Annotated in this window: 21 protein-coding genes; 10 read left to right on the top strand and 11 right to left on the bottom strand. The window is 70.8% G+C overall.

Going from position 1 to position 21,452, the window contains the following annotated elements; translation table 11 throughout:
* Positions 1-92 precede the first annotated feature (92 nt).
* Positions 93-1,568 (bottom strand): ATP-binding protein, encoded by a 1,476-nt coding sequence (locus tag ACFYSC_RS10630; RefSeq protein ID WP_389960309.1) that lies wholly within the window; start codon positions 1,566-1,568, stop codon positions 93-95.
* 131 nt (positions 1,569-1,699) lie between these two features.
* Complete coding sequence (locus tag ACFYSC_RS10625) at positions 1,700-2,431, bottom strand: class I SAM-dependent methyltransferase (protein ID WP_389959584.1); 732 nt, start codon at positions 2,429-2,431, stop codon at positions 1,700-1,702.
* A gap of 330 nt (positions 2,432-2,761) precedes the next feature.
* Between ACFYSC_RS10625 and ACFYSC_RS10620 the strand changes: the two genes are divergently transcribed.
* Together ACFYSC_RS10620 and ACFYSC_RS10615 are read left to right on the top strand one after the other, a co-directional pair.
* Positions 2,762-3,442 carry a hypothetical protein gene (locus tag ACFYSC_RS10620; RefSeq protein ID WP_389959582.1) on the top strand — a complete coding sequence of 227 codons (681 nt, stop codon included), beginning with the start codon at positions 2,762-2,764 and terminating at the stop codon, positions 3,440-3,442.
* Positions 3,439-4,815, top strand: a complete 1,377-nt coding sequence (locus ACFYSC_RS10615; protein WP_389959579.1) for a copper amine oxidase — start codon at positions 3,439-3,441, stop codon at positions 4,813-4,815. Before ACFYSC_RS10620 ends, ACFYSC_RS10615 begins: the two co-directional genes overlap by 4 nt.
* Positions 4,816-5,048: 233 nt before the next feature.
* On the opposite strand, the gene ACFYSC_RS10610 is transcribed toward ACFYSC_RS10615, so the two are convergent.
* From ACFYSC_RS10610 to ACFYSC_RS10595, 4 genes are all read right to left on the bottom strand, one after another.
* Positions 5,049-6,155 (bottom strand): pirin family protein, encoded by a 1,107-nt coding sequence (locus tag ACFYSC_RS10610; RefSeq protein ID WP_389959577.1) that lies wholly within the window; start codon positions 6,153-6,155, stop codon positions 5,049-5,051.
* A gap of 104 nt (positions 6,156-6,259) precedes the next feature.
* Positions 6,260-6,607: a GNAT family N-acetyltransferase gene (locus ACFYSC_RS10605; RefSeq protein ID WP_389959574.1), complete on the bottom strand. Its 348-nt coding sequence runs from the start codon at positions 6,605-6,607 to the stop codon at positions 6,260-6,262.
* Positions 6,608-6,761: 154 nt separating this feature from the next.
* Complete coding sequence (locus tag ACFYSC_RS10600) at positions 6,762-7,529, bottom strand: pirin family protein (RefSeq protein ID WP_389959571.1); 768 nt, start codon at positions 7,527-7,529, stop codon at positions 6,762-6,764.
* 155 nt (positions 7,530-7,684) lie between these two features.
* Complete coding sequence (locus ACFYSC_RS10595; RefSeq protein ID WP_389959568.1) at positions 7,685-8,245, bottom strand: YceI family protein; 561 nt, start codon at positions 8,243-8,245, stop codon at positions 7,685-7,687.
* Positions 8,246-8,373: 128 nt separating this feature from the next.
* Here ACFYSC_RS10595 and ACFYSC_RS10590 point away from each other — a divergent pair, with 128 nt between their 5' ends.
* From ACFYSC_RS10590 to ACFYSC_RS10580, 3 genes are all read left to right on the top strand, one after another.
* Positions 8,374-8,856, top strand: a complete 483-nt coding sequence (locus tag ACFYSC_RS10590; RefSeq protein WP_389959565.1) for a MarR family winged helix-turn-helix transcriptional regulator — start codon at positions 8,374-8,376, stop codon at positions 8,854-8,856.
* Between the two features lie 411 nt (positions 8,857-9,267).
* Positions 9,268-11,763, top strand: coding sequence for a 1,4-alpha-glucan branching protein GlgB (gene glgB, locus ACFYSC_RS10585; RefSeq protein WP_389959563.1), 2,496 nt, complete (start codon positions 9,268-9,270; stop codon positions 11,761-11,763).
* A gap of 248 nt (positions 11,764-12,011) precedes the next feature.
* Entirely contained in the window at positions 12,012-13,643 is a 1,632-nt protein-coding gene (locus tag ACFYSC_RS10580; RefSeq protein ID WP_389959560.1) for a glycosyl hydrolase family 18 protein, read from the top strand.
* 255 nt (positions 13,644-13,898) lie between these two features.
* On the opposite strand, the gene ACFYSC_RS10575 is transcribed toward ACFYSC_RS10580, so the two are convergent.
* Positions 13,899-15,554, bottom strand: a complete 1,656-nt coding sequence (locus tag ACFYSC_RS10575) for a glycoside hydrolase family 27 protein (RefSeq protein WP_389959558.1) — start codon at positions 15,552-15,554, stop codon at positions 13,899-13,901.
* 598 nt (positions 15,555-16,152) lie between these two features.
* On the opposite strand from ACFYSC_RS10575, the gene ACFYSC_RS10570 reads away from it, so the two are divergent.
* The 3 genes from ACFYSC_RS10570 to ACFYSC_RS10560 are packed head-to-tail and all read left to right on the top strand — an operon-like array spanning position 16,153 to position 17,623.
* Positions 16,153-17,268 carry a MerR family transcriptional regulator gene (locus ACFYSC_RS10570; RefSeq protein ID WP_389959555.1) on the top strand — a complete coding sequence of 372 codons (1,116 nt, stop codon included), beginning with the start codon at positions 16,153-16,155 and terminating at the stop codon, positions 17,266-17,268.
* Positions 17,265-17,492, top strand: a complete 228-nt coding sequence (locus ACFYSC_RS10565; RefSeq protein ID WP_389959553.1) for a hypothetical protein — start codon at positions 17,265-17,267, stop codon at positions 17,490-17,492. Before ACFYSC_RS10570 ends, ACFYSC_RS10565 begins: the two co-directional genes overlap by 4 nt.
* Positions 17,489-17,623 carry a hypothetical protein gene (locus ACFYSC_RS10560; protein ID WP_389959550.1) on the top strand — a complete coding sequence of 45 codons (135 nt, stop codon included), beginning with the start codon at positions 17,489-17,491 and terminating at the stop codon, positions 17,621-17,623. The genes ACFYSC_RS10565 and ACFYSC_RS10560 overlap by 4 nt, the downstream gene beginning before the upstream one ends.
* A 43-nt stretch (positions 17,624-17,666) precedes the next feature.
* Here ACFYSC_RS10560 and ACFYSC_RS10555 read toward each other — a convergent pair whose 3' ends face one another.
* Entirely contained in the window at positions 17,667-18,413 is a 747-nt protein-coding gene (locus tag ACFYSC_RS10555) for a phosphotransferase family protein (RefSeq protein ID WP_389959548.1), read from the bottom strand.
* Between the two features lie 209 nt (positions 18,414-18,622).
* Positions 18,623-18,817, bottom strand: coding sequence for a hypothetical protein (locus tag ACFYSC_RS10550; protein ID WP_389959546.1), 195 nt, complete (start codon positions 18,815-18,817; stop codon positions 18,623-18,625).
* A 403-nt stretch (positions 18,818-19,220) separates the two neighbouring features.
* On the opposite strand from ACFYSC_RS10550, the gene ACFYSC_RS10545 reads away from it, so the two are divergent.
* The gene (locus ACFYSC_RS10545; RefSeq protein ID WP_389959544.1) at positions 19,221-20,075 is read left to right on the top strand and encodes a helix-turn-helix domain-containing protein; all 855 of its coding nucleotides are present in this window, start codon (positions 19,221-19,223) and stop codon (positions 20,073-20,075) included.
* A gap of 5 nt (positions 20,076-20,080) precedes the next feature.
* The gene (locus ACFYSC_RS10540) at positions 20,081-20,323 is read left to right on the top strand and encodes a DUF397 domain-containing protein (protein ID WP_389960307.1); all 243 of its coding nucleotides are present in this window, start codon (positions 20,081-20,083) and stop codon (positions 20,321-20,323) included.
* A gap of 73 nt (positions 20,324-20,396) precedes the next feature.
* Here ACFYSC_RS10540 and ACFYSC_RS10535 read toward each other — a convergent pair whose 3' ends face one another.
* Together ACFYSC_RS10535 and ACFYSC_RS10530 are read right to left on the bottom strand one after the other, a co-directional pair.
* A complete protein-coding gene (locus ACFYSC_RS10535) occupies positions 20,397-20,840 on the bottom strand; it encodes a hypothetical protein (protein WP_389959541.1) in 444 nt (147 codons plus the stop codon).
* A 25-nt stretch (positions 20,841-20,865) separates the two neighbouring features.
* Positions 20,866-21,429 (bottom strand): MarR family winged helix-turn-helix transcriptional regulator, encoded by a 564-nt coding sequence (locus ACFYSC_RS10530; RefSeq protein WP_389959539.1) that lies wholly within the window; start codon positions 21,427-21,429, stop codon positions 20,866-20,868.
* Positions 21,430-21,452: the final 23 nt, after the last annotated feature.

Genomic DNA, 21,452 nt, shown 5'->3' with positions numbered 1-21,452 from the left:
CGAAACCGGCGCTTGATCTTCCCAATCGAAGATCACAATACGGTCACGGCAGGTTTAACCTTTCCGTCACGTGACATCCCGTCGAAACCTCGTCACGCCTCATGTCCGTAGATCCGCGCCAGATCGACCAGGACGACGTCGTCCGCCTCCCGGGCCACCTCGTGCAGCCCATCGTTGAAGCCCGCGCCACTGAAGCAGATCAGGCGGGTGCCGGCGGTGTCGTAGCGGCCGGATTCGGCGACGAGAGAACGGATGCGCCGGAGCCGGTCGATGTGTCCCATGCCCATCGTGTCGTTCAGCTTGGCCTCGCCGATGGCCAGCAACGGGGCCTTTCGCCCGTCCGCGATGCCGACGACCGCGACGTCGATCTCGTGACCGGTACGGGATCGGGGATCGTGGACGACCCCCTGGCCGACACGGGCGGGCAGGCCGCCGAACAGATCGGGATCGGCGTGGTGCAGCGCCCATTCCCGGCAGATCTGCTCGAAGTGCGGCCCGAGGACGTTACTGGCGAAACGCCGACGGCTGGCCTGCCAGACCCGCTCCGCCGATCCAGGGCGTTCGAGCTGGTCCCAGACCGGGCGCATGATCGCGTGGTGGAAGGCGATCAGCGGCTCCGCGATGCGGTAGGTGGATCGGTTCTCCCGGAAGACGTCCGCCTCCCGGCGCAGCAGACCGGCGTCCTCCAGGACGTTGATGGGGTGGGCGATGTCGACCGCCTTGCGCTCCAGATATCCCGCCATCCCTCCCCGGGTGGTGTTGCCGTCCGCCACCGCGGCGAGAACCGACAGGTACAGGGCGGTGTCCCGCAGGTCGGGCTCCTCTGCCAGCAGGTAACGGGCCTCGCGGAACAATGGCGTCTCCGGATTCAGGACCGTCCGCACCACCCAGGCGTCGAAGTCCTCAGGACCTCTCGGGGAGTCGCCGCGGGCGAACTCGCGCCGGTAGGCGGGGGTGCCGCCCACCACCGCGTTGACCTTCAGGGCCAGGAGCGGATCCGAGATGCCCCAGAACTCGGCGGCGAGCCGGTGGTCGAGGGTGCGCACGACCAGTTCCAGACCCGCCCGGCCGCGCAGCGGGGCGTTGCCGGACAGCAGCCTGCCCATGAAGGACAGCGCGGACCCGCACAGCAGCAGGCGTGTGCGCGAGGCGGTGCGCTGCTCGCGTAGCGGCCGGAACGCCTCCTGGATCAGGGAGGGTAGTTCCGGATTGGCGCGGGCGAGGTAGGGGAACTCGTCGATCACCACGGGGGTGGGCCGCTCCCGGCCCAGATCGAGCAGGACGTCGATCGCCTCACCCCAGTTCGCGAAGTGGAACGGACTCGCCGGCCGTACATGCTCGGTCAGCGCGGCACCGATCCGTCGCAGCGACTCGGCGTCCGTGGCCTCCGTCGCCCCGAAGTAGAACCCTCCGGCGGCCCGGCACGCCGCGTCGAGCAGGAAGGTCTTGCCCTGGCGGCGGCGCCCGGAGACGACTCCGAGGGTGGCGCCGGGCTGCGGGTCGGCGATGAACCGTGTCAGCGCCGCCCATTCGTGCACCCGGTCGAACATCTCCACCGGTCTGTCCATCTCCACCCGCCATTTTGTAGGGGTTCAGTTTATAGAACTGTACCCCTACAAAATTGTGAGACGCGGAAGACACGGCGATCCCAGTACGGCATGAGATGGTCCTGCCGCCCGGGTCGCCCGGGTCGCCCGGTTCAGGTCCGGCGGGCGATGGTGACGATCACGCGGCTGTCGCCGGCGACGGGGCCGCGGAACCAGTCGCCGTACTGCTCCTCCACGGCGAGACCCGCCTCGGCCAGGAAGACGTTCAGAGTCGGCACGTCCAGGAAGCGCAGGCTCGTCCGGTCGACGCGCAGGACGGCGCCGTCCGGCTCGGCGGTCGTCTCGGTGAACGTCACGACGTCGCCGGCCACCGACTCGACCTCGTGCCACACGCGCAGGGCGCGGCCGGAGGCGTCCACGACGTCGCCGGCGTTGCCGGGATTCCAGTCCTCCCAGGCCCGCGCCTGCGGATGACGCGTCTCGAACGCGAACCGGCCGCCGTCGCGCAGCGCCGTACGGATCGCGGTCAGCGACGCGCGCAGTTCGTCGTCGTCCACGAGGCACTGGAACGCGTTGCTCGTCATCGTCGCCAGGTCGAACTCCCGGTCCCAGGAGATGTCGGCGGCGGTGCCCTCGTGCCACTCGACGTCGGTCCGCCGCCGGGCCCGCTCCAGCGCGGCGCGGTCCGGGTCGATCCCGGCGAGCCGTCCGGAGTGCCCGCTCTCGCGGGCGTGGCGCAGCATCGAACCGGTGCCGCAGCCGACGTCGAGCACGGCGTCGGCCGCCATCACGAGGTCGTCGTAGAAGGCGTCGGAAGGGTACCGTGCGGCGTCCCAGGGATTCGTCAGGTCGTACAGCGCGGCGGCGTCTGCGTCGGAGAACATCCGGGCAGTATTCACCGGCCGCGACCCGCGGCCAACCGGTTATCCGCCGTACGGCCCGGCTCCCGGGGTGCGGCTCTCGGCTCCCGGGGCTTGACTCCCGGGGCTCGGCTCCCGGAACCCGCGGGGCGGGATACGGGAGGTAACGCGTCCGGTCATGGTCGCCCGGCGGGAAGCGGCGGACCATGCGAGAGAGACCGTCCGGCAGCGGCCGCTGAACGCACAAAACCAGCAATACCGATCAACAGGACAATGCGCCGTCCGGCCCGACCGGAGGCGTCACATCGATTACCCTTCGCAGTTACAGGTCAACAATCCGTAAAGAAGGCGCTCATGGGACGACGACGGACCACCGTGGCGGTCGCCGCCGCGGGGCTGGTGTCCGCCGCGGTGGCGGCGGTGCTGTTCCTGCCCGGCGAGCAGGGGTCGCAGGCCGCGCGGACGGCGGTGCGGACGCCCGCCCCCGGAGACCCGCTGACCGGTCAGGAGGTCGCGCTGGCGAGCGCGGTGGCCTCGGCCGGCTCGCGGGCCCACATGGCCGCCGGCCGGGTCGATCTGCTCTACGTCGAACGCGACGACGACAAGGACGCCGAGGAGCGACGCCAGGCCGACGCCTACCTGTACGACTACGGGTCCGACCGGCTCATCGTGCGGAAGGTGGACATCGGCCTGCGGAAGGTCGTGGAGGAGACGGTGAAGCAGGGTGTGCAGCCGCCTCCCTCCAAGGTCGAGGAGTCACGGGCCGTCGGGCTGCTGCTGGCCGACCCCCGGTACGGCCCCGTCGTACGGCGGTCCTTCGCCCAGGCGGGTGGCCGTGAGCTGCGGTCGCCGTCCGACCTGGGCGTGCGGGGGCTGATCTTCACCCCGGCGCAGGAGGAGGCCGGCGGGGCCGCGCAGTGCGACACGCACCGGTGCGTACGGCTGTTCGTCCGGCTTCCCGACGGCACCTGGCTGGACACCAGCCGGATCGTCGTCGACCTGTCCGCCAAGAAGATCCACACCCTGGAATGGTGACCGTGCCCCTCCCCCCGGCCCTCCCCCGTCTCCTCACCCTCCCGGCGCCCCGGCCCCTCACCCGCGGGGCGTCCGGGCTCCTCACCCGCGCGGCGTCCGGGCTCCTCACCCGCGCGGCGTCCGGGCTCCTCACCCGCGCGGCGATCCGGTCACCGCTCCGGCGGAAGCCTGGGGCCTCGTCCCGGCGGGCGTTCCGGTCCGGCGTGCTCGGGGCACTGCTCCTCCCCCTCGCGCTGCTTCCCGTCACCGGCGGGCGGACCGGCGCGCAGGCGGCGGTCACCCGGACACCGGCCGCCGCGCAGGCTCCGGCCGCGCAGTGCGGCACGCCGTACCGGATCGACCAGGCCCTGCCGAACGGCGCGCGCTGGCAGATGTGCTGGGAGATGCGCAACGTCGAGGGGCTGACGCTGAACAAGGTCGTCTACACGCCCAGGGGCGGCCGGCAGGTCAGCGTGCTGCGCACCGCCGCGCTGGCCCAGATCCACGTGCCCTACGACAGCGGCACCCCGCGCTACCACGACATCGGCGCCCTCGGCGCCACCGCCGTCCCGCTCCAGGCCGCCGACTGCCCCGGCGGCGAGCGGCGCGGGCAGTTCGTCTGCGTGACGACCCGGCCTCGCGGCCACGCCTACCTCAAGGGCGGCGACGGGGAGCCGGCCAGGACGGCCCAGGGGCGCGAGCTGGTGGTGTTCTCCGCCTTCCAGGTCGGCTGGTACACCTACCTCGTCGAGTGGGGCTTCTCCGACGACGGCGCGATCACCCCCCGGGTGGGCGCGACCGGCGCGCTGTCGGGGTTCACCACCACCCCCGAGCACGGCTGGCCCATCGGGGTGGGCCGCGCGACGTTCGAGGAGAGCCACAGCCACAACATCTTCTGGCGCCTCGACTTCGACATCCAGGGCAGGCAGGACGACGTCGTCGAGCAGTACGACTTCTCCGGGTCCGGCACGGCCAAGCGGAAGATCTCCCACACCGCGTTCACCCGGGAGGGCAAGGCCGTCAACAGCCCGATGCGCTGGTGGCGGGTGGTCGATCCCCAGGTCCGCAACGCCGACGGGCACCCCGTCTCCTGGGAGATCAACAACACCGAGAGCTCCCAGTACCGCGGTCCGGCGAACGAGAAGTTCACCCAGGCCGACCTCTACGTCACCCAGTACCGCGCCTGCGAACGGCTGGCGACCACCAACCCCTCACCCGGCTGCGCCACGTCCGTGGACCGCTACGTCAACGGGGAGCGGATCACCGACCCGGTGGTCTGGGTCAACGTCGACTACCACCACGTCGCCCGCGACGAGGACGGCGACACCATGCCGACCCACTGGCAGGGCTTCCGCATCACACCCCGCGACGTGACGGCCAAGAACCCCTACTGAGCACCGCTTCCCCGAACCGGGCGGTTCCCGCCGAGACGACGCGAACCGCCCCGGCACGTCGGCCGAGAGCGCGGCCGGGACGGCGGGAGCCGCTCCGGCACGTCGGCCGAGAGCGCGGCCGGGACGGCGGGAGCCGCTCCGGCACGTCGGCCGAGGGTGCCGCCGAGACGACGTGAATCGCTCCGGCGCACCAACCGGCGGTGCGGCGAGGACGACGCGAACCGCCCGGCGCGTCAGCCGAGGGTACGGCCGTGGCGGTCTCGGGCCTTGAGGCGGACGGTGGGCATCACCGGCGCCGGGAGCGGATCGTCGTCACAACCGTCCACCGTGCCGAATCGGCGGTCGCCCCGCATCCACTCGTCGCGGGCCCGGAGGATCTCCTCGTGGGTGCGTCCCACGAAGTTCCACCACATCACCAGCGGTTCCTCGAACGGCTCGCCGCCGATCAGGAACAGCCTGGTCTCCCCGGCGGCCTCGACGGAGATCTCGGAGCGTCCCCGCCCGAGATACAGCAGCGAACCGGGCGCGAGGGCCGTTCCGGGTTCCGCAGATACAGGGGGTTCCGGGACCGTGCCGGGTTCCGAGGACACGCGGGGTTCCAGAGAGCCGCGGAGTTCCGGGGCCGTGCCGGGTTGCGAGGACGCGCGGGGTTCCGGGGCCGTGCCGGTGACGGTCGCGGCGCCGGACATGACCAGGACGGCGTTCTCGAACGCCGGGTCCAGCGGGATCCGGCACCGTCCGCCGGCGGGCAGCAGCACCTCCGCGCCGACCAGCGGGGTGTGCACCAGCGCGGGCGACCGTACGCCGCCCAGCTCGCCCGCCACGACGGTGACGGTCGCGTCCCCGTCGCGCAGCGTCGGCAGGGCAGGGTGGTGCTCGAAGCGGGCCTCGCCGTGGCGGGCGTCCTCGGGCAGCGCGATCCACAACTGGAGCCCGTGCATGACCGGCGGATGGTCGGGGGGCGACTGTTCGGAGTGGGCGATGCCGTGGCCCGCCGTCATCAGGTTGAGCTGTCCCGGCGTGATCGGCTGGGCGCTGCCGAGGCTGTCGCGGTGCATGATCTCGCCCTCGACCAGCCAGGTGACGGTCTGCAGGCCGGTGTGCGGGTGCGGGGCGATCTGCATGCCGGGCCGGCCCGCGACGTCGTCCGGACCGAAGTGGTCGACGAAGCACCAGGCTCCGACCATGCGGCGCGGACGCTGCGGCAGCAGCCGCCGCACCGTGGTGTAGCGGCCCAGCGGCACGTCGTGCCCGGGAAGGAGGACGCTCTCCGGCTCGGGCACCTCGGCGACCGCGCAGCCGTACACCGCCTGGTCCGCGTCTCGACCGGGATCGCTCATCTCGGGTTCGGTCCTTCCGGCTGTGGGGTCGGGCGCCGGGCCGGAACCCCGCGCATCGACGCGAGGTTCTCCGTTCGGCACCGAGGGGAGGTCACGGGCGAACCCTACGGCGCGGCCGGCCGGTCCGGCTCATCGGCGGGGAGGCCGAAGCGGGCCCGCTGGTCTGAGGGCACGAGGTCCAGGTAGTCCGGGTGGCGCTCGATGTAGCGGCGGACGAACGGGCAGAACGGCAGCACCGACAGCCCGGCGGCGCGGGTGGCGTCGAGGGCTCCGCGCACCAGGACCGAGCCGAAGCCGCGTCCCTCGAAGCGCGGGTCCACCTCCGTGTGGGTGAAGGACCGCCTGTCCCCGGCCCGCCGGTACTCGGCGAACCCGGCGACCTCCCCGTCCACGACGACCTCGAAGCGGCCGGCCTCCGGGTTGTCGGCGACCCGCGGTTCTGTCTGCTCCATGTTCACGGCGTTCACGGCTCCCCTGCTCGGTGTTCACTCATCATCCCGCTCCGTCCGGCGCGTCGCGATCCGGGACCGGCCGACCCGGGACGGCGGTCCCGGGTCCGGTCGTTCGGGCGGCTCAGGCGCCCGGTGGCTCAGGGCACCCGGCGGCTCAGGCGGCGAGGGCCGCGTGCATCTCCCACACCAGGATCTCCGCGGGCTCCACGGCCGTGACCCGCTGCCCGCCGGTCGCGGTGAAGCGGACGGCGTCGCCCTGGCCGAGGGCTCCGGCGCCTTCGAGGGTGACCGTTCCTCTGGGCACGAACAGGTGCAGGAACGGCGCCTCGGGGAGTTCGACGCTCCGGCCGGGCTCCAGGCGGGCGGCGTGCAGGGCGGCATAGCGGTTCTTGATACGGATGGCCGTGGCCCCTTCGTGCTGGGGCATGCCCGAGGCGACCGGGACCAGGCCGCCGGCCAGCAGTTCGCCCTCGATCTCCAGCTGCTCGTAGCCGGGGGCGATGCCGGGCTCGTCGGGCACCACCCACATCTGCACGAAGTGCACCGGCTCGTCGTGGACGTCGCCGGAGAGCCGCCAGGAGTCGTTCTTCTCCGAGTGCAGGATGCCGGTGCCCGCGCTCATCCGCTGGGCCAGCCCCGGATAGATGACGCCGTTGTGGCCCTCGGAGTCCTGGTGGACGAGGGAGCCGCGCAGCACCCAGGTGACGATCTCCATGTCACGGTGCGGATGGGTGTCGAACCCGGTGCCCGGGTGCACGACGTCGTCGTTGTTGACCAGCAGCACCCCGTGGTGGGTGTTGGCCTCGTCGTAGTGCCCGCCGAAGGAGAACGAGTGCTTGGAGTCCAGCCAGCTGATCTTGGTGGCGAACCGCTCGTCGGCGCGGCGGATGTCCACGGCCGGGGTGGGCGGGGTGATGGTCATGGTTTCCCCTTTCCGGGACGGATTGTGCTGCTGATCTCGGAAGACTCGGTGAGATGGGGCGGGCGCCGTGCGGTTCTCCGGCGCGTCGGCCCTGGACGGCCTGCCGGGGCGCGGCGAGCGGCGGAGGGTTCTCCAGGGCGCCGGAGGCCGGGGTGTCAGGCGTTCTTGATGGCGGAGATCTCGAACTCCAGGACGATCTTGTCGCCGACCAGCACGCCGCCGGTCTCCAGGGCGGCGTTCCAGGTGACGCCGTAGTCCTTGCGGTTGATCGTCACCGAGCCCTCGAAGCCGACGCGCAGGTTGCCGAACGGGTCGGCCGCCGTGCCCTCGTAGGTGAAGGGGATCGTCACCTGGTTGGTGAGGCCCTTGATGGTGAGGTCGCCGGTCAGGTCGAACTCGGTCTCGCCGGTCTGGCGGACGGCGGTGGAGACGAAGGTGATCTCCGGGTGCTCCTCCATGGCCAGGAAGTCGTTGCTCCGCAGGTGCTCGTCGCGCTGGGCGTTGCGGGTGTCGATGCTGGCGGCCTTGATGACGACCCTGGCGGACGAGGCGGACGGGTCCTCACCGTTGATCACGGCGGTGCCGTCGAACTCGTTGAACGCGCCGCGGACCTTCGTCACCATCGCGTGCCGGGCGACGAACCCGATGCGGCTGTGGGCCGGGTCGATGGTGTAGGTGCCGGTGAGCTTGGCGAAGTCGGTGGTGGTGACGGTCATGGCTCTGTCTCCTTCTGGATCCGCCATCCGGTTGGATGACGTGTCATTCACACGCCCACAACGTACATGACACATCATTCATTCCGCAATCCTGATGACATGTCATCCACTTGGGTAGGGTGGGACGCATGGACAGCCCTCAATGGCTCCGCGAGGACGAGCAGCGCGCCTGGCGGGCGTACATCCGGATGCACGGGCAGCTGACGGCCCTGCTCAACCGGCAGTTGCAGGCCGACTCCGGCCTCTCCCTGGCCGACTACGGCGTGCTCGTCGAGCTCACCGACACCCCGGACGGACGGCTGCGGCCCTTCGAGCTCCAGCGCGAGCTGCAGTGGGAGCAGAGCCGCCTGTCGCACCACCTGACCCGGATGCAGCGCCGCGGCCTAATCGGCCGCGAGGAGTGCCCCGAGGACGGCCGGGGGGCGTTCGTCGTGCTCACCGACGCCGGCCGCGAGGCCATCACCACCGCGGCCCCCGGGCACGTCGAGGCGGTCCGGAGCCTGTTCTTCGAGGGGCTCACCGCCGAGCAGGTCACCGCGCTCGAACGACTGTCGACCCAGGTGACGGCCCGCATCGAGACCGCGGCCGGAGACTGCGCCGAGCCCGCCTGACGGCGGCGCCGGCCGCACCCCGGGGATACCGCGCGCCGCACCCCGGGGATGCCGTCCGCCCTACTCCGGTGGCGGCGCCCGCCGTACCCCGGCGGTGGCTCCGGCCGCACCCCGGGGATGCCGTCCGCCGTACCCCGGTGGCGGTGCCCGCCGTACGGCGGACCCGGCGAAGTGCGCGGCGGAGACCGGGAAGTACGCGGTGGACGTCGTGAAGGGCGCGGCGGGTTTTGCGGGCGGCGTCCGCCGGGTGGGACGCTACGACCAGGCAGTGGGCAGCCGGCAACGGACGAACGGACTTCCCCGCCTGCGTCTCCCACGTTTATCCGACACGCATGGTGATAGCGGACAAGGGCATGGGTTGAGGTGCCCGGGGAGGGCAGGGTAGGGGACACCGAGCTACGGGAGTGATCCATGAACGCGCACCTGGACCTGAACCGCCTGGCGGGAGGGGCACACCACGACCCGCACTCGATCCTCGGGGCGCATCCCGGGCCGAAAGGCGTGACGGTCCGGGCGCTGCGTCCCCTGGCGCAGAAGGTCCAGCTCGTACTGGACGACCAGGTCCACGACATGGAGCACGTGGCGTACGGGGTCTTCGAGGTGACGCTCCCCGGGCTGGACAAGGTCCCCGACTACCGGTTCCGGGTCTCCTACGCCGGGGCCGAGCCGTACGAGATGACCGATCCCTACCGGCACTGGCCCACGCTGGGCGAGGTGGACCTGCACCTGATCGGCGAGGGGCGTCACGAACGGCTGTGGGAGGTGCTCGGCGCCCGGATCATGCGGCACGAGGACACCGACGGCGTGGCCTTCGCCGTGTGGGCGCCGAACGCGCGGGGCGTCCGGGTGATCGGCGACTTCAACCACTGGGACGGCTCGGGCCACCCGATGCGGTCGCTGGGCTCCTCAGGGGTGTGGGAGCTGTTCGTCCCCGGCCTGGGTGAGGGCGAGCGGTACAAGTTCTCCGTCCTGGGCGCCGACAGCGTCTGGCGGGCCAAGGCCGACCCGATGGCCCGGCGCACCGAGGTGCCGCCCGCGACGGCCTCGGTGGTCGACGCCTCGTACCACGAGTGGCAGGACGCCGAGTGGATGCGCCGCCGGGACGGGCGCGTCGCGGTGAAGGAGCCGATGAGCGTCTACGAGGTGCACCTCGGGTCGTGGCGGCCGGGCCTGTCCTACCGCGAACTGGCCACCCAGCTGGTCGACTACGTGTCGGACATGGGGTTCACGCACGTGGAGCTCATGCCGGTGGCCGAGCACCCGTTCGGCGGCTCGTGGGGCTACCAGGTGACGTCCTACTACGCGCCGACCTCCCGGTTCGGCACGCCCGACGAGTTCCGCCACCTGGTGGACAGCCTGCACCGGGCGGGCATCGGGGTGCTGGTCGACTGGGTGCCCGCGCACTTCCCGAAGGACGAGTGGGCGCTGGCGCGGTTCGACGGGACGCCGCTGTACGAGCACGGCGACCCGCACAGGGGCGAGCACCCCGACTGGGGCACCTACGTCTTCGACTTCGGCCGCCGGGAGGTGCGCAACTTCCTGGTCGCCAATGCGCTGTACTGGCTGCGCGAGTTCCACATCGACGGGCTGCGGGTGGACGCGGTCGCCTCCATGCTCTACCTCGACTACTCGCGGCGCGAGGGCGAGTGGACGCCCAACCAGTACGGCGGGCGGGAGAACCTCGACGCGGTGGAGTTCCTCAAGGAGATGAACGCGGTCGTCTACCGCGACCAGCCGGGGATCGTCACCATCGCCGAGGAGTCGACGGCCTGGCCCGGCGTCTCGCGGCCGGCGCACCTGGGCGGCCTCGGGTTCGGGTTCAAGTGGAACATGGGCTGGATGCACGACAGCCTCGCCTACCTCGCGCACGAGCCGGTCTTCCGGCAGTACCACCACCACCAGATGACGTTCTCCCTGATGTACGCCTACTCGGAGAACTTCGTGCTGCCGCTGTCGCACGACGAGGTGGTCCACGGCAAGGGGTCGCTCCTCGGCAAGATGCCCGGCGACGAGTGGCAGCGGTTCGCCAACCTGCGCGCGCTGTTCGCCTACATGTGGGCCCACCCCGGCAAGCAGCTGCTGTTCATGGGCGGGGAGTTCGGCCAGGGCTCGGAGTGGTCGGAGACGCGCGGGCTCGACTGGTGGATGCTCGACTTCGACCTGCACCGGGGCGTGCAGCGGCTGGTGCGCGACCTGAACCGCGTCTACCGGGAGACCCCGGCGCTGTGGACGCAGGACGTCTCCCCCGACGGCTTCCGCTGGATCGACGCCGACGACGCGCAGGGCAACGCGCTGTCGTTCCTCCGCCTGGCGCCGGACGGCTCGGCCGTCGCCTGCGTGGTCAACTTCTCCGGCGCGCCGCACGACGACTACCGTCTCGGCCTGCCGTGGGGAGGCGCGTGGGAGGAGGTGCTCAACACCGACGCCTACGAGTACGCCGGCAGCGGGGTGGGGAACTTCGGCACGGTGGAGGCGGTCGAGGAGTCCTGGCACGGCCAGCCGTACTCGGCACGGCTGCGCGTCCCGCCGCTGGGCGCCGTCTGGCTCCGGCACGCCGGGGAACGCGTCGAGGATCCGGCCGGCGAGGCCGCGGCCGCGCTGACCGCGGCGGCGGCCGTGGTGGAGGAGGTGGCCGAGGAGGTCCTGGCCGAGGAGACCGCCATCGGCGACGTCCCGCCTCCGGACGCGGAGCCCGCGGCGTCGGAGACCGTCGCGGAATCGGTGGCGTCGGAGACCGTCGCGGAGCCGGCGGCTTCGGAGGTCGCCGCGGAGCCGGCGGTTCCGGAGACCGTCGCGGTCACCGGGGGCGGCGAGGGCGTGATCATGGAAGCCCCGGCCGGGACCCCGGAGGCGGCCGCGGGGCCGGCGGTCCCGGAGACCGCGAGCCGGCCCGACAGCGGCCGGTAAGTTTTTCCGACTCTCTTCTCACCGTCTCCGGCGGCCCCGGCCGCCGCCCCCGTGGCGCGAACGGGCCGGTCACACAGGTTGTGGCCGGCCCGTTCGGCGTTTCCGGACGGTCCCCGGCAGGCCGCACCCGGCCACGAGGATGCGAACAGGGCATTGACCCCGGGGCAACGGGAACCTACGCTCTGTTAATCAATAGGAAACTTTCCTATATGTACGGGGGCTAGGAACTCTCTGACCTGGAGCGACCCTTGCGAAGACTCACCATCGGCTCCTTCATCGCCGCGGCCGCGCTGCTCGTCCCCGTTGGGATCGGCACAGCGACGGCCGCCACCCCGGCCACCGCCACCTACGTGACCGCCTCGGACTGGGGCACCGGTTTCGAGGGCAAGGTCACCGTCAAGGCGGGCACGAGCCCCCTGACCAGCTGGAAGGTCGAGTTCGACCTGCCGGCCGCCAACTCGATCTCCTCGGCCTGGGACGCCGACATGGCGAAGAGCGGCAGCCACTACACCTTCGTCAACAAGTCGTGGAACGGCGCCCTGGCCGCGGGCGCCTCGGTGAGCTTCGGCTTCAACGGCGCGCCGGGCGGGCTGTCCGGCGTGCTGAACTGCAAGCTCAACGGCGCCCCCTGCGGCGGCGGCCCCGTGGACCCCTCCCCCACGGCGACCCCGACGGTCACCCCGACCGCGACGCCCACGGCGACCCCCACCGCCACCCCGACCGCGACCCCCACGGTCACCCCGACCGACGACCCCGGCACCCCGGGGAGCAAGAAGCTCGTCGGCTACTTCACCCAGTGGGGCGTCTACGGCCGCAATTACCACGTGAAGAACATCGCCACCAGCGGCACCGCGGCGAAGCTGACCCACATCCTGTACGCGTTCGGCAACACCACGGGCGGCCGGTGCACGATCGGCGACTCCTACGCCGACTACGACAAGGCGTACACCGCCGACCAGAGCGTGGACGGCGTCGCCGACACCTGGGACCAGCCGCTGCGCGGCAACTTCAACCAGCTCCGCAAGCTCAAGAAGGCCTACCCGCACCTGAAGGTCATCTGGTCATTCGGCGGCTGGACCTGGTCCGGCGGGTTCACCCAGGCGGCGGCCAACCCGGCGGCGTTCGCCGAGTCCTGCTACAACCTGGTGGAGGACCCGCGCTGGGCCGACGTCTTCGACGGCATCGACCTCGACTGGGAGTACCCCAACGCCTGTGGCCTGACCTGTGACACCAGCGGCCCGAACGCCTTCAAGAACGTGGTCTCCGCGGTGCGGGCCAAGTTCGGCTCCAGCGCGCTGGTCACCGCGGCGATCACCGCCGACGGCTCCTCCGGCGGCAAGCTCGACGTCGCCGACTACGCGGGCGCGGCGTCGAACCTCAACTGGATCATGCCGATGACCTACGACTACTTCGGTGCCTGGGACGCGAAGGGCCCGACGGCTCCGCACTCGCCGCTCACCTCCTACACCGGCATCCCCAAGGAGGGCTTCAACTCCGACGCCGCGATCCAGAAGCTGAAGGCCAAGGGCGTCCCGGCCTCCAAGCTCCTCCTCGGCGTCGGCTTCTACGGCCGCGGCTGGACCGGCGTGACCCAGGCCGCGCCCGGCGGCACCGCCACCGGGGCCGCCCCCGGCACCTACGAGGCGGGCATCGAGGACTACAAGGTCCTCAAGAGCAAGTGCCCGGTCACCGGCACCGTCGCCGGCACCGCCTACGGCTTCTGCAGCGGCCAGTGGTGGAGCTACGACACTCCGACCACCATCGCCGGCAAGATGAGCTACGCCAAGAACCAGGGTCTGGGCGGCGCCTTCTTCTGGGAGACCAGCGGCGACACCACCAACGGTGAGCTGGTCACCGCGATGGCGAACGGCCTCCGGTAAAGTCTCGATCGCTCGGCCCTCCGTGCGCCCAAGGCCGCGGGGGGTCGAGCCATGTCGGCACCTGCCTCACGGCCCGACCGGCGGGATCACCCCGGCCGCCTGTTCCGGTGTTCGGCACCGGGACCCCGGCGGGCATCTCACCGGCTCCTCCCGAAACGATCATCGCCTCGGCCTGGCTGCCCGGGAGAACAGGTGGGCCTCGCCTCCGCCGGGACGCGGTCGTCCCGGCGGAGGCGGGTCAGCGTGTCGCGCCGGTCAGGCGCGGGTCCATTTCTGGTTGTTCTGGCCGTTGCACGACCAGATCTGCGCCTTCGTGCCGTTGGCGGTGCCGTTGTTCGACACGTCCAGGCACTTGTTCGCGCCGACGGCCGTGATGGTGCCGTCGGAGTTGAAGCGCCACTTCTGGTTGCTCTGGCCGTTGCAGTCCCAGATGATCACGCCGGTGCCGTCCGCGGTGCCCGCGCCGTTGACGTCGAGGCACTTGTTCCCGTAGACGCGCAGCTCGCCGGAGCCGGTCGCGGCCCACTGCTGGTTGCTCTGGCCGTTGCAGTCCCAGATCTGCACCTGCGCGCCGTTGGCCTGGGAGACGCCGTTGACGTCCAGGCACCTGCCGGAGGCCACACCCCGGATCGTGCCCGGCGCGGGAACGGTGGGGGTGGCCGTGGGCGAGGCGGTGGTCCCGGCGACGGTGATCAGAACCGCCTCACGGGCGGGCACGGAAATCGTGTAGCTTCCGGTGAAGGTGCCCGCGTCGGCGCCGGTCCACAGATTCCGTACGGTGGCCGCCCCGCTCAGGCCGAGGTCGGACCAGCGGGCGGTGACGGACGCGGCGGACGTGGTGCGGTTCAGCAGGAGCACCGCGCGCCGGCCGTTCCCCGACAGCACCTTGCTGTACACCTGACGGCCGCTCTGGTCCTCGGCCACCTTCACGCCCTGCCGTCCGAGGGGGTCCTGGTCGACGGCCAGCACCTCCCTGTTGGTGAGGATCGCCCTGGTGTCGGCGCTCATCGTGGCGAGGTTGTTGCCGGCCAGCAGCGGAGCTCCGGAGATCGCCCACAGCCCCATGTGCGTACGGTTCTGCGCGGCCGAGAAGCCGTTCATGCCGACGACGAGCATGTCGGGGTCGTTGTAGTGGCCCGGACTCTGCGCGTTCGGGTGCTGGGCGGAGTCGAAGTTGGCCAGCACCCGGTCCATCGAGGCGTTCTGGCCCCAGTAGATGATGTCCCCGCTGGTGCGCCACATGGTGGAGATGGCCGGTGCCCAGTCCCACGGGTTCTGGGCGCCCCAGTTGCAGACCGACAGCACCAGCGGCCTGCCGGTCTGCTCGGTGGCGCGGTCGATCGCGGCGCTGATCGACCGGTAGGCGGCACGGGCGTCGAGCCCCTCGGCCTGGCCGCCGCACCAGTCGACCTTGACGAAGTCGAAGCCCCAGCGGGAGAACTGCAGGAAGTCCTGGTCGTAGTGGCCCTCGCTGCCGGTGTTGGGGGCGGCCGGGCGACCGGTCGGGTAGTAGTAGCCGCAGCCGTTGCGCCCGGCGTCGGTGTAGATGCCCGCCTTGAGGCCCTTGCTGTGGATGTAGTCGGCGATCGCCTTCATGCCGCCCGGCCATTCGGCCGTGTCGACCGTGATGTTCCCCGAGGAGTCCCGTGTTCCCTGCCACCAGCCTTCGTCGATGTTGACGTACTCGTAGCCGGCGTCCTTCATCCCCGACGACACGAGCGCGTCCGCCTGGGCTTTGATGACGTTGTAGTTGATCTGCGCGGCGAAGGTGTTCCAGGATGCCCAGCCCATGGGGGGCGTGGCCACCGCCGCGACGGCCGCTGCGGGCATGGCTGGCACGGCGAGCGCTCGTGCGGCGCTGTCCGGGAGGGCCCACATCACCGACGCCAGGGCGAGGACCACCGTCTGCATGGCGACGACCAGCCGAGGCAGGGGCCGCGTGAGAGATCGCGCCGGAGCCCGGTGATCACCTCCGGCGTCGCCGGCGGGGCGTCGCCGTACGGGGCCACGTGGTCGCATGGTGCCTCCTCGTCTCCGGGGTGCTCATGCCGGGGTCGCGCGGCGGCGAGGCGACTGCCTCACTCCACCGGCGACCGGCCGGGCCGCAACCCGGGAATGGGACGTCCTGGCTGGTGTTAGCGCTAACACATGTGCCGCGCCGACACCCTCTCCGCGAGGAGGGGAAGGCGACGGCACCGAAGGCGAGCGAATACGACGCCCGAGGCGCCGTCAAGCCTCCGTCCACCCCTGCCGCCCGCCTCCCTGCTGCCGCGTCCTCACCGTCCCACCGCGGGTGAAACGTTCATCCGTGGGACGCCCCGGCGTCTTCCAGCGGTGAGTTCGTCAGCGCGACGGCGAACGGCTCCGGTGAAGTCTCGCTCGCTCGGCGCTCCATGCGCCCAAGGCCCCAGGGGGTCGAGCCCCGTGTCTGATCCCCTTCGCGTCCGGCTCCTGTTGCCGCGGTGAGGCGCTTGACCCTCACGTGGCGTCAGGCCGCATAGTCGGTGCCGTGGAGGATCACTGGACGGTGGGGCACGTGGCCGGGCTGGCCGGCGTGAGCGTCCGCACGCTGCATCACTATGACGAGATCGGGCTCGTCCGGCCGTCGGCGCGGACCGCGGCCGGGTACCGGGCCTATTCGGCGGACGACGTGGAGCGGCTGCGGGAGGTGCTGGCCTATCGGCGGCTGGGATTCGGGCTGCGGGAGGTCGCCGAACTGGTCGGCGACCCGTCCACCGACGCGGTCGCGCACCTGCGCCGGCTGCGCGGCCTGTTGCTGGAGCGGCGTGATCGCGCTGACGCCATGGTGATGGCCATCGACAGGGAACTTGAGGCGCGGGCGAAGGGACTGAGGGTGACACCGGAGGAGCAGCTGGAGATGCTCGGCGCGCGACTGTACGACGCGATCGGCGGCGCTTACCCCGTGACACGGCGTACCGAGCCGCGGATCGCCACGCGGATCTGGGACGCGCTCGGGGACGCGCGAACGGTGCTGAACGTCGGCGCCGGCACCGGCTCCTACGAGCCCGTTGACCGTGATGTGACCGCGGTGGAGCCGTCGGCGGTCATGCGGGGGCAGCGACCCGCCGGCGCGGCGCCGTGCGTGGCCGCCTTCGCGGAGAGCCTGCCGTTCGAGGATCGGTCCTTCGACGCCGCGATGGCCGTCTCCACCGTTCACCACTGGGGAGACCCGATGGCGGGGCTGCGCGAGATGCGGCGCGTGGCCCGCCGGGTGGTGGTCCTCACCTTCGACACCGACGAGCCCGGATGGCAGGACAGGTTCTGGCTCACCCGCGACCACCTGCCCGAGTTCGCCGCCGTCCTCGCGGGGTTTCCCTCGCTCGCCGGGATGGCCGGCGCGATCGGCGCCCGCGCCGAGCCGGTGCCCGTCCCGTGGGACTGCGCCGACGGCCTGTTCGAGGCGTACTGGCGCCGGCCGGCGGCGTACCTGGAGGATCACGTGCGCCGTGCGATGTCGGTGTGGACGAAGGTCGGGCCCGAGGCCGAACGGCGGGCGGTGCGAAGCCTCCGCGACGACCTCGACTCCGGCCGGTGGGCCGAACGCAACCGCGACCTCGCCGACCTCGACGCGGCGGATCTCGGCCTCCGCCTGCTCATAGCGTGAACCGCGTCGCAGCCCTGCTCATCATCGAACCGTTGTTGCCGGTCTTGCCACACCGCACAGATCATCCGGGCCGCAAACGCCTGGACAACCGGAAGGTCCTGGCGGGCATCTTGTTCGTGCTCTACACCTGTTACCGCCGGATGGTCGGGGCCGCAGGGGTCAAACCGGTCATCGCCCGCCGTGGCACCCCGCACGGTTCCGGCCTGGGTGGGCATCGCTGGTGATCGAGCAGACGATCGCCCTGTTGCATTGGTTCCGCCGCCTGCGCATCCGCTGGGAGATTCGCGACGACCTCCACGAAGCCTTCATGGCCCTCGCCGTCGCCATCATCTGCCGGCGACGCCTCATCCACTGATCGTTTCGTTAGGACTTCTCATAGCGGTCGGGCCCGCGCAGCCTCACAGCCGGGATCTCAGCACGTCGATCTCACAGCCCGGCGCGAACGGGTCGAAGCCGTGCTCGATCAGCCAGCGAACATTCAGCAGGCTTCGCAACGACCACCACGCGCGGATCACGTCGGGGTCGACGTCGGTGCCGTAGCCGGCGACGACGTCGCCGAGGTGCTCCTCGTGTCCAAGCGTCAAGGTGGCGAGGTCGTACAGGGCATCACCTTGGCCCGCCTCGGACCAGTCGATGATGCCCGTGATCCCGTCGCCGTCGACGAACACGTGGTCGATCTGCAGGTCGCCGTGCGTGAAGACCGGTGTCCACGGCCGGAGCGCGGCCTCGGCGACCTGGCGGTTGCGGGTGACCAGGTCGGCGGGCAGGACGCCGTTCGTCACGAGCCATTCGCACTCGCCATCGAGATCCGCCGCCAACTCGTCGAGGTCCCGGCCGGCCTGGCCGGGCCTGGGCGGCAACGGCGCGTCGTGCAACCTTCGGATGGCGGCGCCCGCCGCGGCCCACGCCGCCGGGGACGCGGTCGACGGCTCGCCGAGGCGGCCGAGCGCCGTCCCCGGGACTGCGGCGATCGCGAGCACCGGCGGCTTGTGCCACAGGACCTTCGGGGTCGGGACCGGCGCCAGGGCCATCGCCTCGACCTCGACCTCGATGCGCGCCTGATCGGCATCCACTTTCAGGAACACGTCGCCGACGCGCAGGGTCGCGCGCTCGGAATGGGCCACGACCATTTCGACCTCATCCATGGGCGACCAGTATCCCGGGGGTGATCGCCGACGTCACCGGGTTTATCACGTGCGATTGCGCGGCTGACCGCGTCCCGCCACCAAGCGGCCTCGTGCGCGACACCGCCCGCTGACCAGGTCAAGTCCACCACTTTCGTTAGGAGCCCTGAGCCCGCCGATCGGCCGGCACCGTGGATCCGCTTGATGACGGCTCTGTCAGTGGAGCGCAGTCACCTGTCGTCTCCGAGCCAGACGAGACCGGCGCGGAGACGGGACGCGGCGCTGTGGGCACTCCTCCATCGGCCGAATCCGTCGGCCACGCCGACGGTCGCCGCCGTGCCGCACGGCAGGGCCAGCCCGTAGGCCACCACCTTCGCGATGATCTCCTCGCCGTCCTCCTCGACCCCCTGGACCAGCGCGAACATGCGAGGCAGGCCGCCGGCCAGCGTCCGTACCTCCTCCCTGGCGAGAGACGGGTCGATTTACCAGGACGAATCGTCCCCACTGCTTCCGATCTCACCTCGCGGCGAGCACGCGCCGTGGTAGACAGGCGGGTGGTCGGAACCGTTGAAGTGCTCCATCTCGGGTGCTTCCTTCCGGCGTCTCGGGCCGGGGTGGGCGTGGCCTCCAAGCGAAGCCCACCCCGACCCTTTTCTCTTCTTTGGTGTTCAAGCGATCGTTCAGTGGCGGGACTCGGTGCCACTTTCACTCTCTGCTACCGCCTCGTCGCTTCAGGTATAGTTACACGCAGTCACGAGAGTTCACAAGATGTATAAGCCAACCTGGCAAAGTCGTGACCCGTAGAACACAGCCTGGAAGGAGAGGGGCATGGCTGCTCCGAAGTGGGTGACGCTCCGCGCGCAGTGGCTCGGCCAGCAACTCCGCGAACTCCGTGAGGCCAACTCTCTGCTGCTCAAGGATGTGGCCGAGTACCTTCAGCGCGATCCGTCGACCGCGAGCCGCTTCGAGTCGGGGGAGTATCCGATCCGACGTCCGGATCTACTGGCGCTTCTCGATCTGTACGGCGTCGCCGACAGCGGACGACGCGAGAGCCTGATGAAGCTCAGCCAGGAGGTCTGGCAGAAGGGCTGGTGGGACGGGTATGCCACCGAGGTCGCCGGTGCGCTCATCGACTACGTGTGGTTGGAGTCTCGGGCACGCGAGATTCGCGCATTCGACAACGTCCTGCTCCTTGGCCTCTTCCAGACGGAGGAGTATGCGCGAGCGGTGATCGAGGCAGCGGAGCTCGGTGCGGAAAAGCACCAGATCGAGCGATGGGTCGAGCTGCGAATGACTCGGCAGGAGATCCTCAAGGGCGAGGACCCGCCCCAGCTATCAGTGATCATCGATGAGGCGGTGCTGCGCCGCGAGGTCGGTGGTCCCGAATGCATGGTGAACCAGTTGCACCATCTGATCGAGCACACCTCCCGGCCGAACATCGAGATCCGGGTACTCCCGTTCAGCGCCGGAGCACATGCCAGCCCCACGGGCGCTTTCCGCATACTGCGGATGAAGGATCCCTATCCCGAGGTCGCCTATGTGGAGACCCCGAAGGGCGCCGTATACGTGGAATCACCCGATACAGAGCGTTTCATGCTGACGTACGATGATTTGCGAAAGCTCACCCTCGTGCCCGAGGACTCGGCCGAGCTCATCTCAGCACTGGCGGAAGAGATGCGGTGAACGTGATGGAAAAGCATGGCGCGCCCACCCCCACGGACCTGACCGACGTCGCCTGGCGCATCAGCACGAAGAGCGAGAACGGCGGCGGAAGCTGCGTGGAAGCCGGACCCCTGGCCGACGGCAGCGGCCGGATCGCCGTACGGCACAGCCACCACCCCGACGGCCAGGTGATCCTCTACACCCGCGCCGAATGGGACGCCTTCATCGGCGGCGTCAAGGACGGGGAGTTCGACTTCCCCACCCGGTGACCCCGCCGACGCGCCCATGCTCCGTCCGGGTGCCTTCCGTTTCCTCTCCGCCGCGTAGCGCGCCGGCGGCCCGTCAGGGCTCTATCCATTCCCTCATCGACTGCCAGGGAGCGGTGTCGAAGATCAGTGTGATCGAGGTGATCGCGCCGTCGTCGAGGCGGAAGTGCTCGGCCGTGCGCTGGGTGCCGGCGGGCGTCGCGGTGTGCACGTCGTAGACGAGCGTCGCCTCCGCCTCGCCGTACAGCTCGCTGATCAGATCGACCCCCGTCACGATCGACACGAACCCTGGCAGCGTGGCCAGGTGCCCCGTGCGGTCGTCGGAGGTGATGAACGGGCTCTGGAAGCGGAACGGCTCGCCGAGGTACGCCGCCGCCCCGGTCGCGTCGCCACGGAAGCGTGCCTCGTGGTAGCCCCGTACGGCGTGGCGGGTCCGCCCCGGGGCGGCAGGGGCGCCGGTGGGGCCGGTCGTGTCGGTGGTCATCGCGCCGTCTCTTCCAGCCGGGATGTCGGTGGTCATGGTGCCATCCGTTCCGGCCGGGATGTCAGTGGTCATCGTGCTGTCCGTTCTGGCGGAGATGGGCGGAGAGGCGGATCTGGTTGTCGGCCAGCCGCAGGCACAGGTCACGGAAGACGACCAGTTCCTCGGGCGTGAATCCGCGGAACATCGCCCGCATGGCCGCCTGCGCGGGCTTGCGGAAGGCGTCCAGCCAGGCCCGCCCGGCGGGTGTGATCTCGGCGAGGACCGAGCGCCGGTCCGTCTCGTCGGGGACCCGGCGGACCAGGCCGTCGCGTTCCAGCGTGTCCACCAGCCCGGTGACGTTGCGTGAGCTGACCCCGGCGGCGCGGGCGAGCTCGCCGATGCTGAGCCTTCTCTCCTCGCCGTCCAGGCGGACCAGCACGTCGAGCGCACCCGCACTGAGCCCCCGGCCCTCGGAGCCCTGGGTGCGCGTGCGCTCGATGGCGCGGTAGGCGGTGCGGACGGCCGAGGCCGCCTCGAAGGCGAGCGGGTCGCCGCCGTCGGCGATGAGCCGGGCCATCGTGACCCTGGCCCGGGGGTCGTAGTGGAAACCGTCCGGATCGACTTCAAAATTATGTACGTCGTTCATAGTTATGAAGCAGATTAGTACCT

It is taken from the genome of Streptosporangium sp. NPDC004379, assembly GCF_042873875.1.
GTDB lineage: Bacteria > Actinomycetota > Actinomycetes > Streptosporangiales > Streptosporangiaceae > Streptosporangium.
This window is presented reverse-complemented; position numbering and strand designations above follow the sequence as displayed.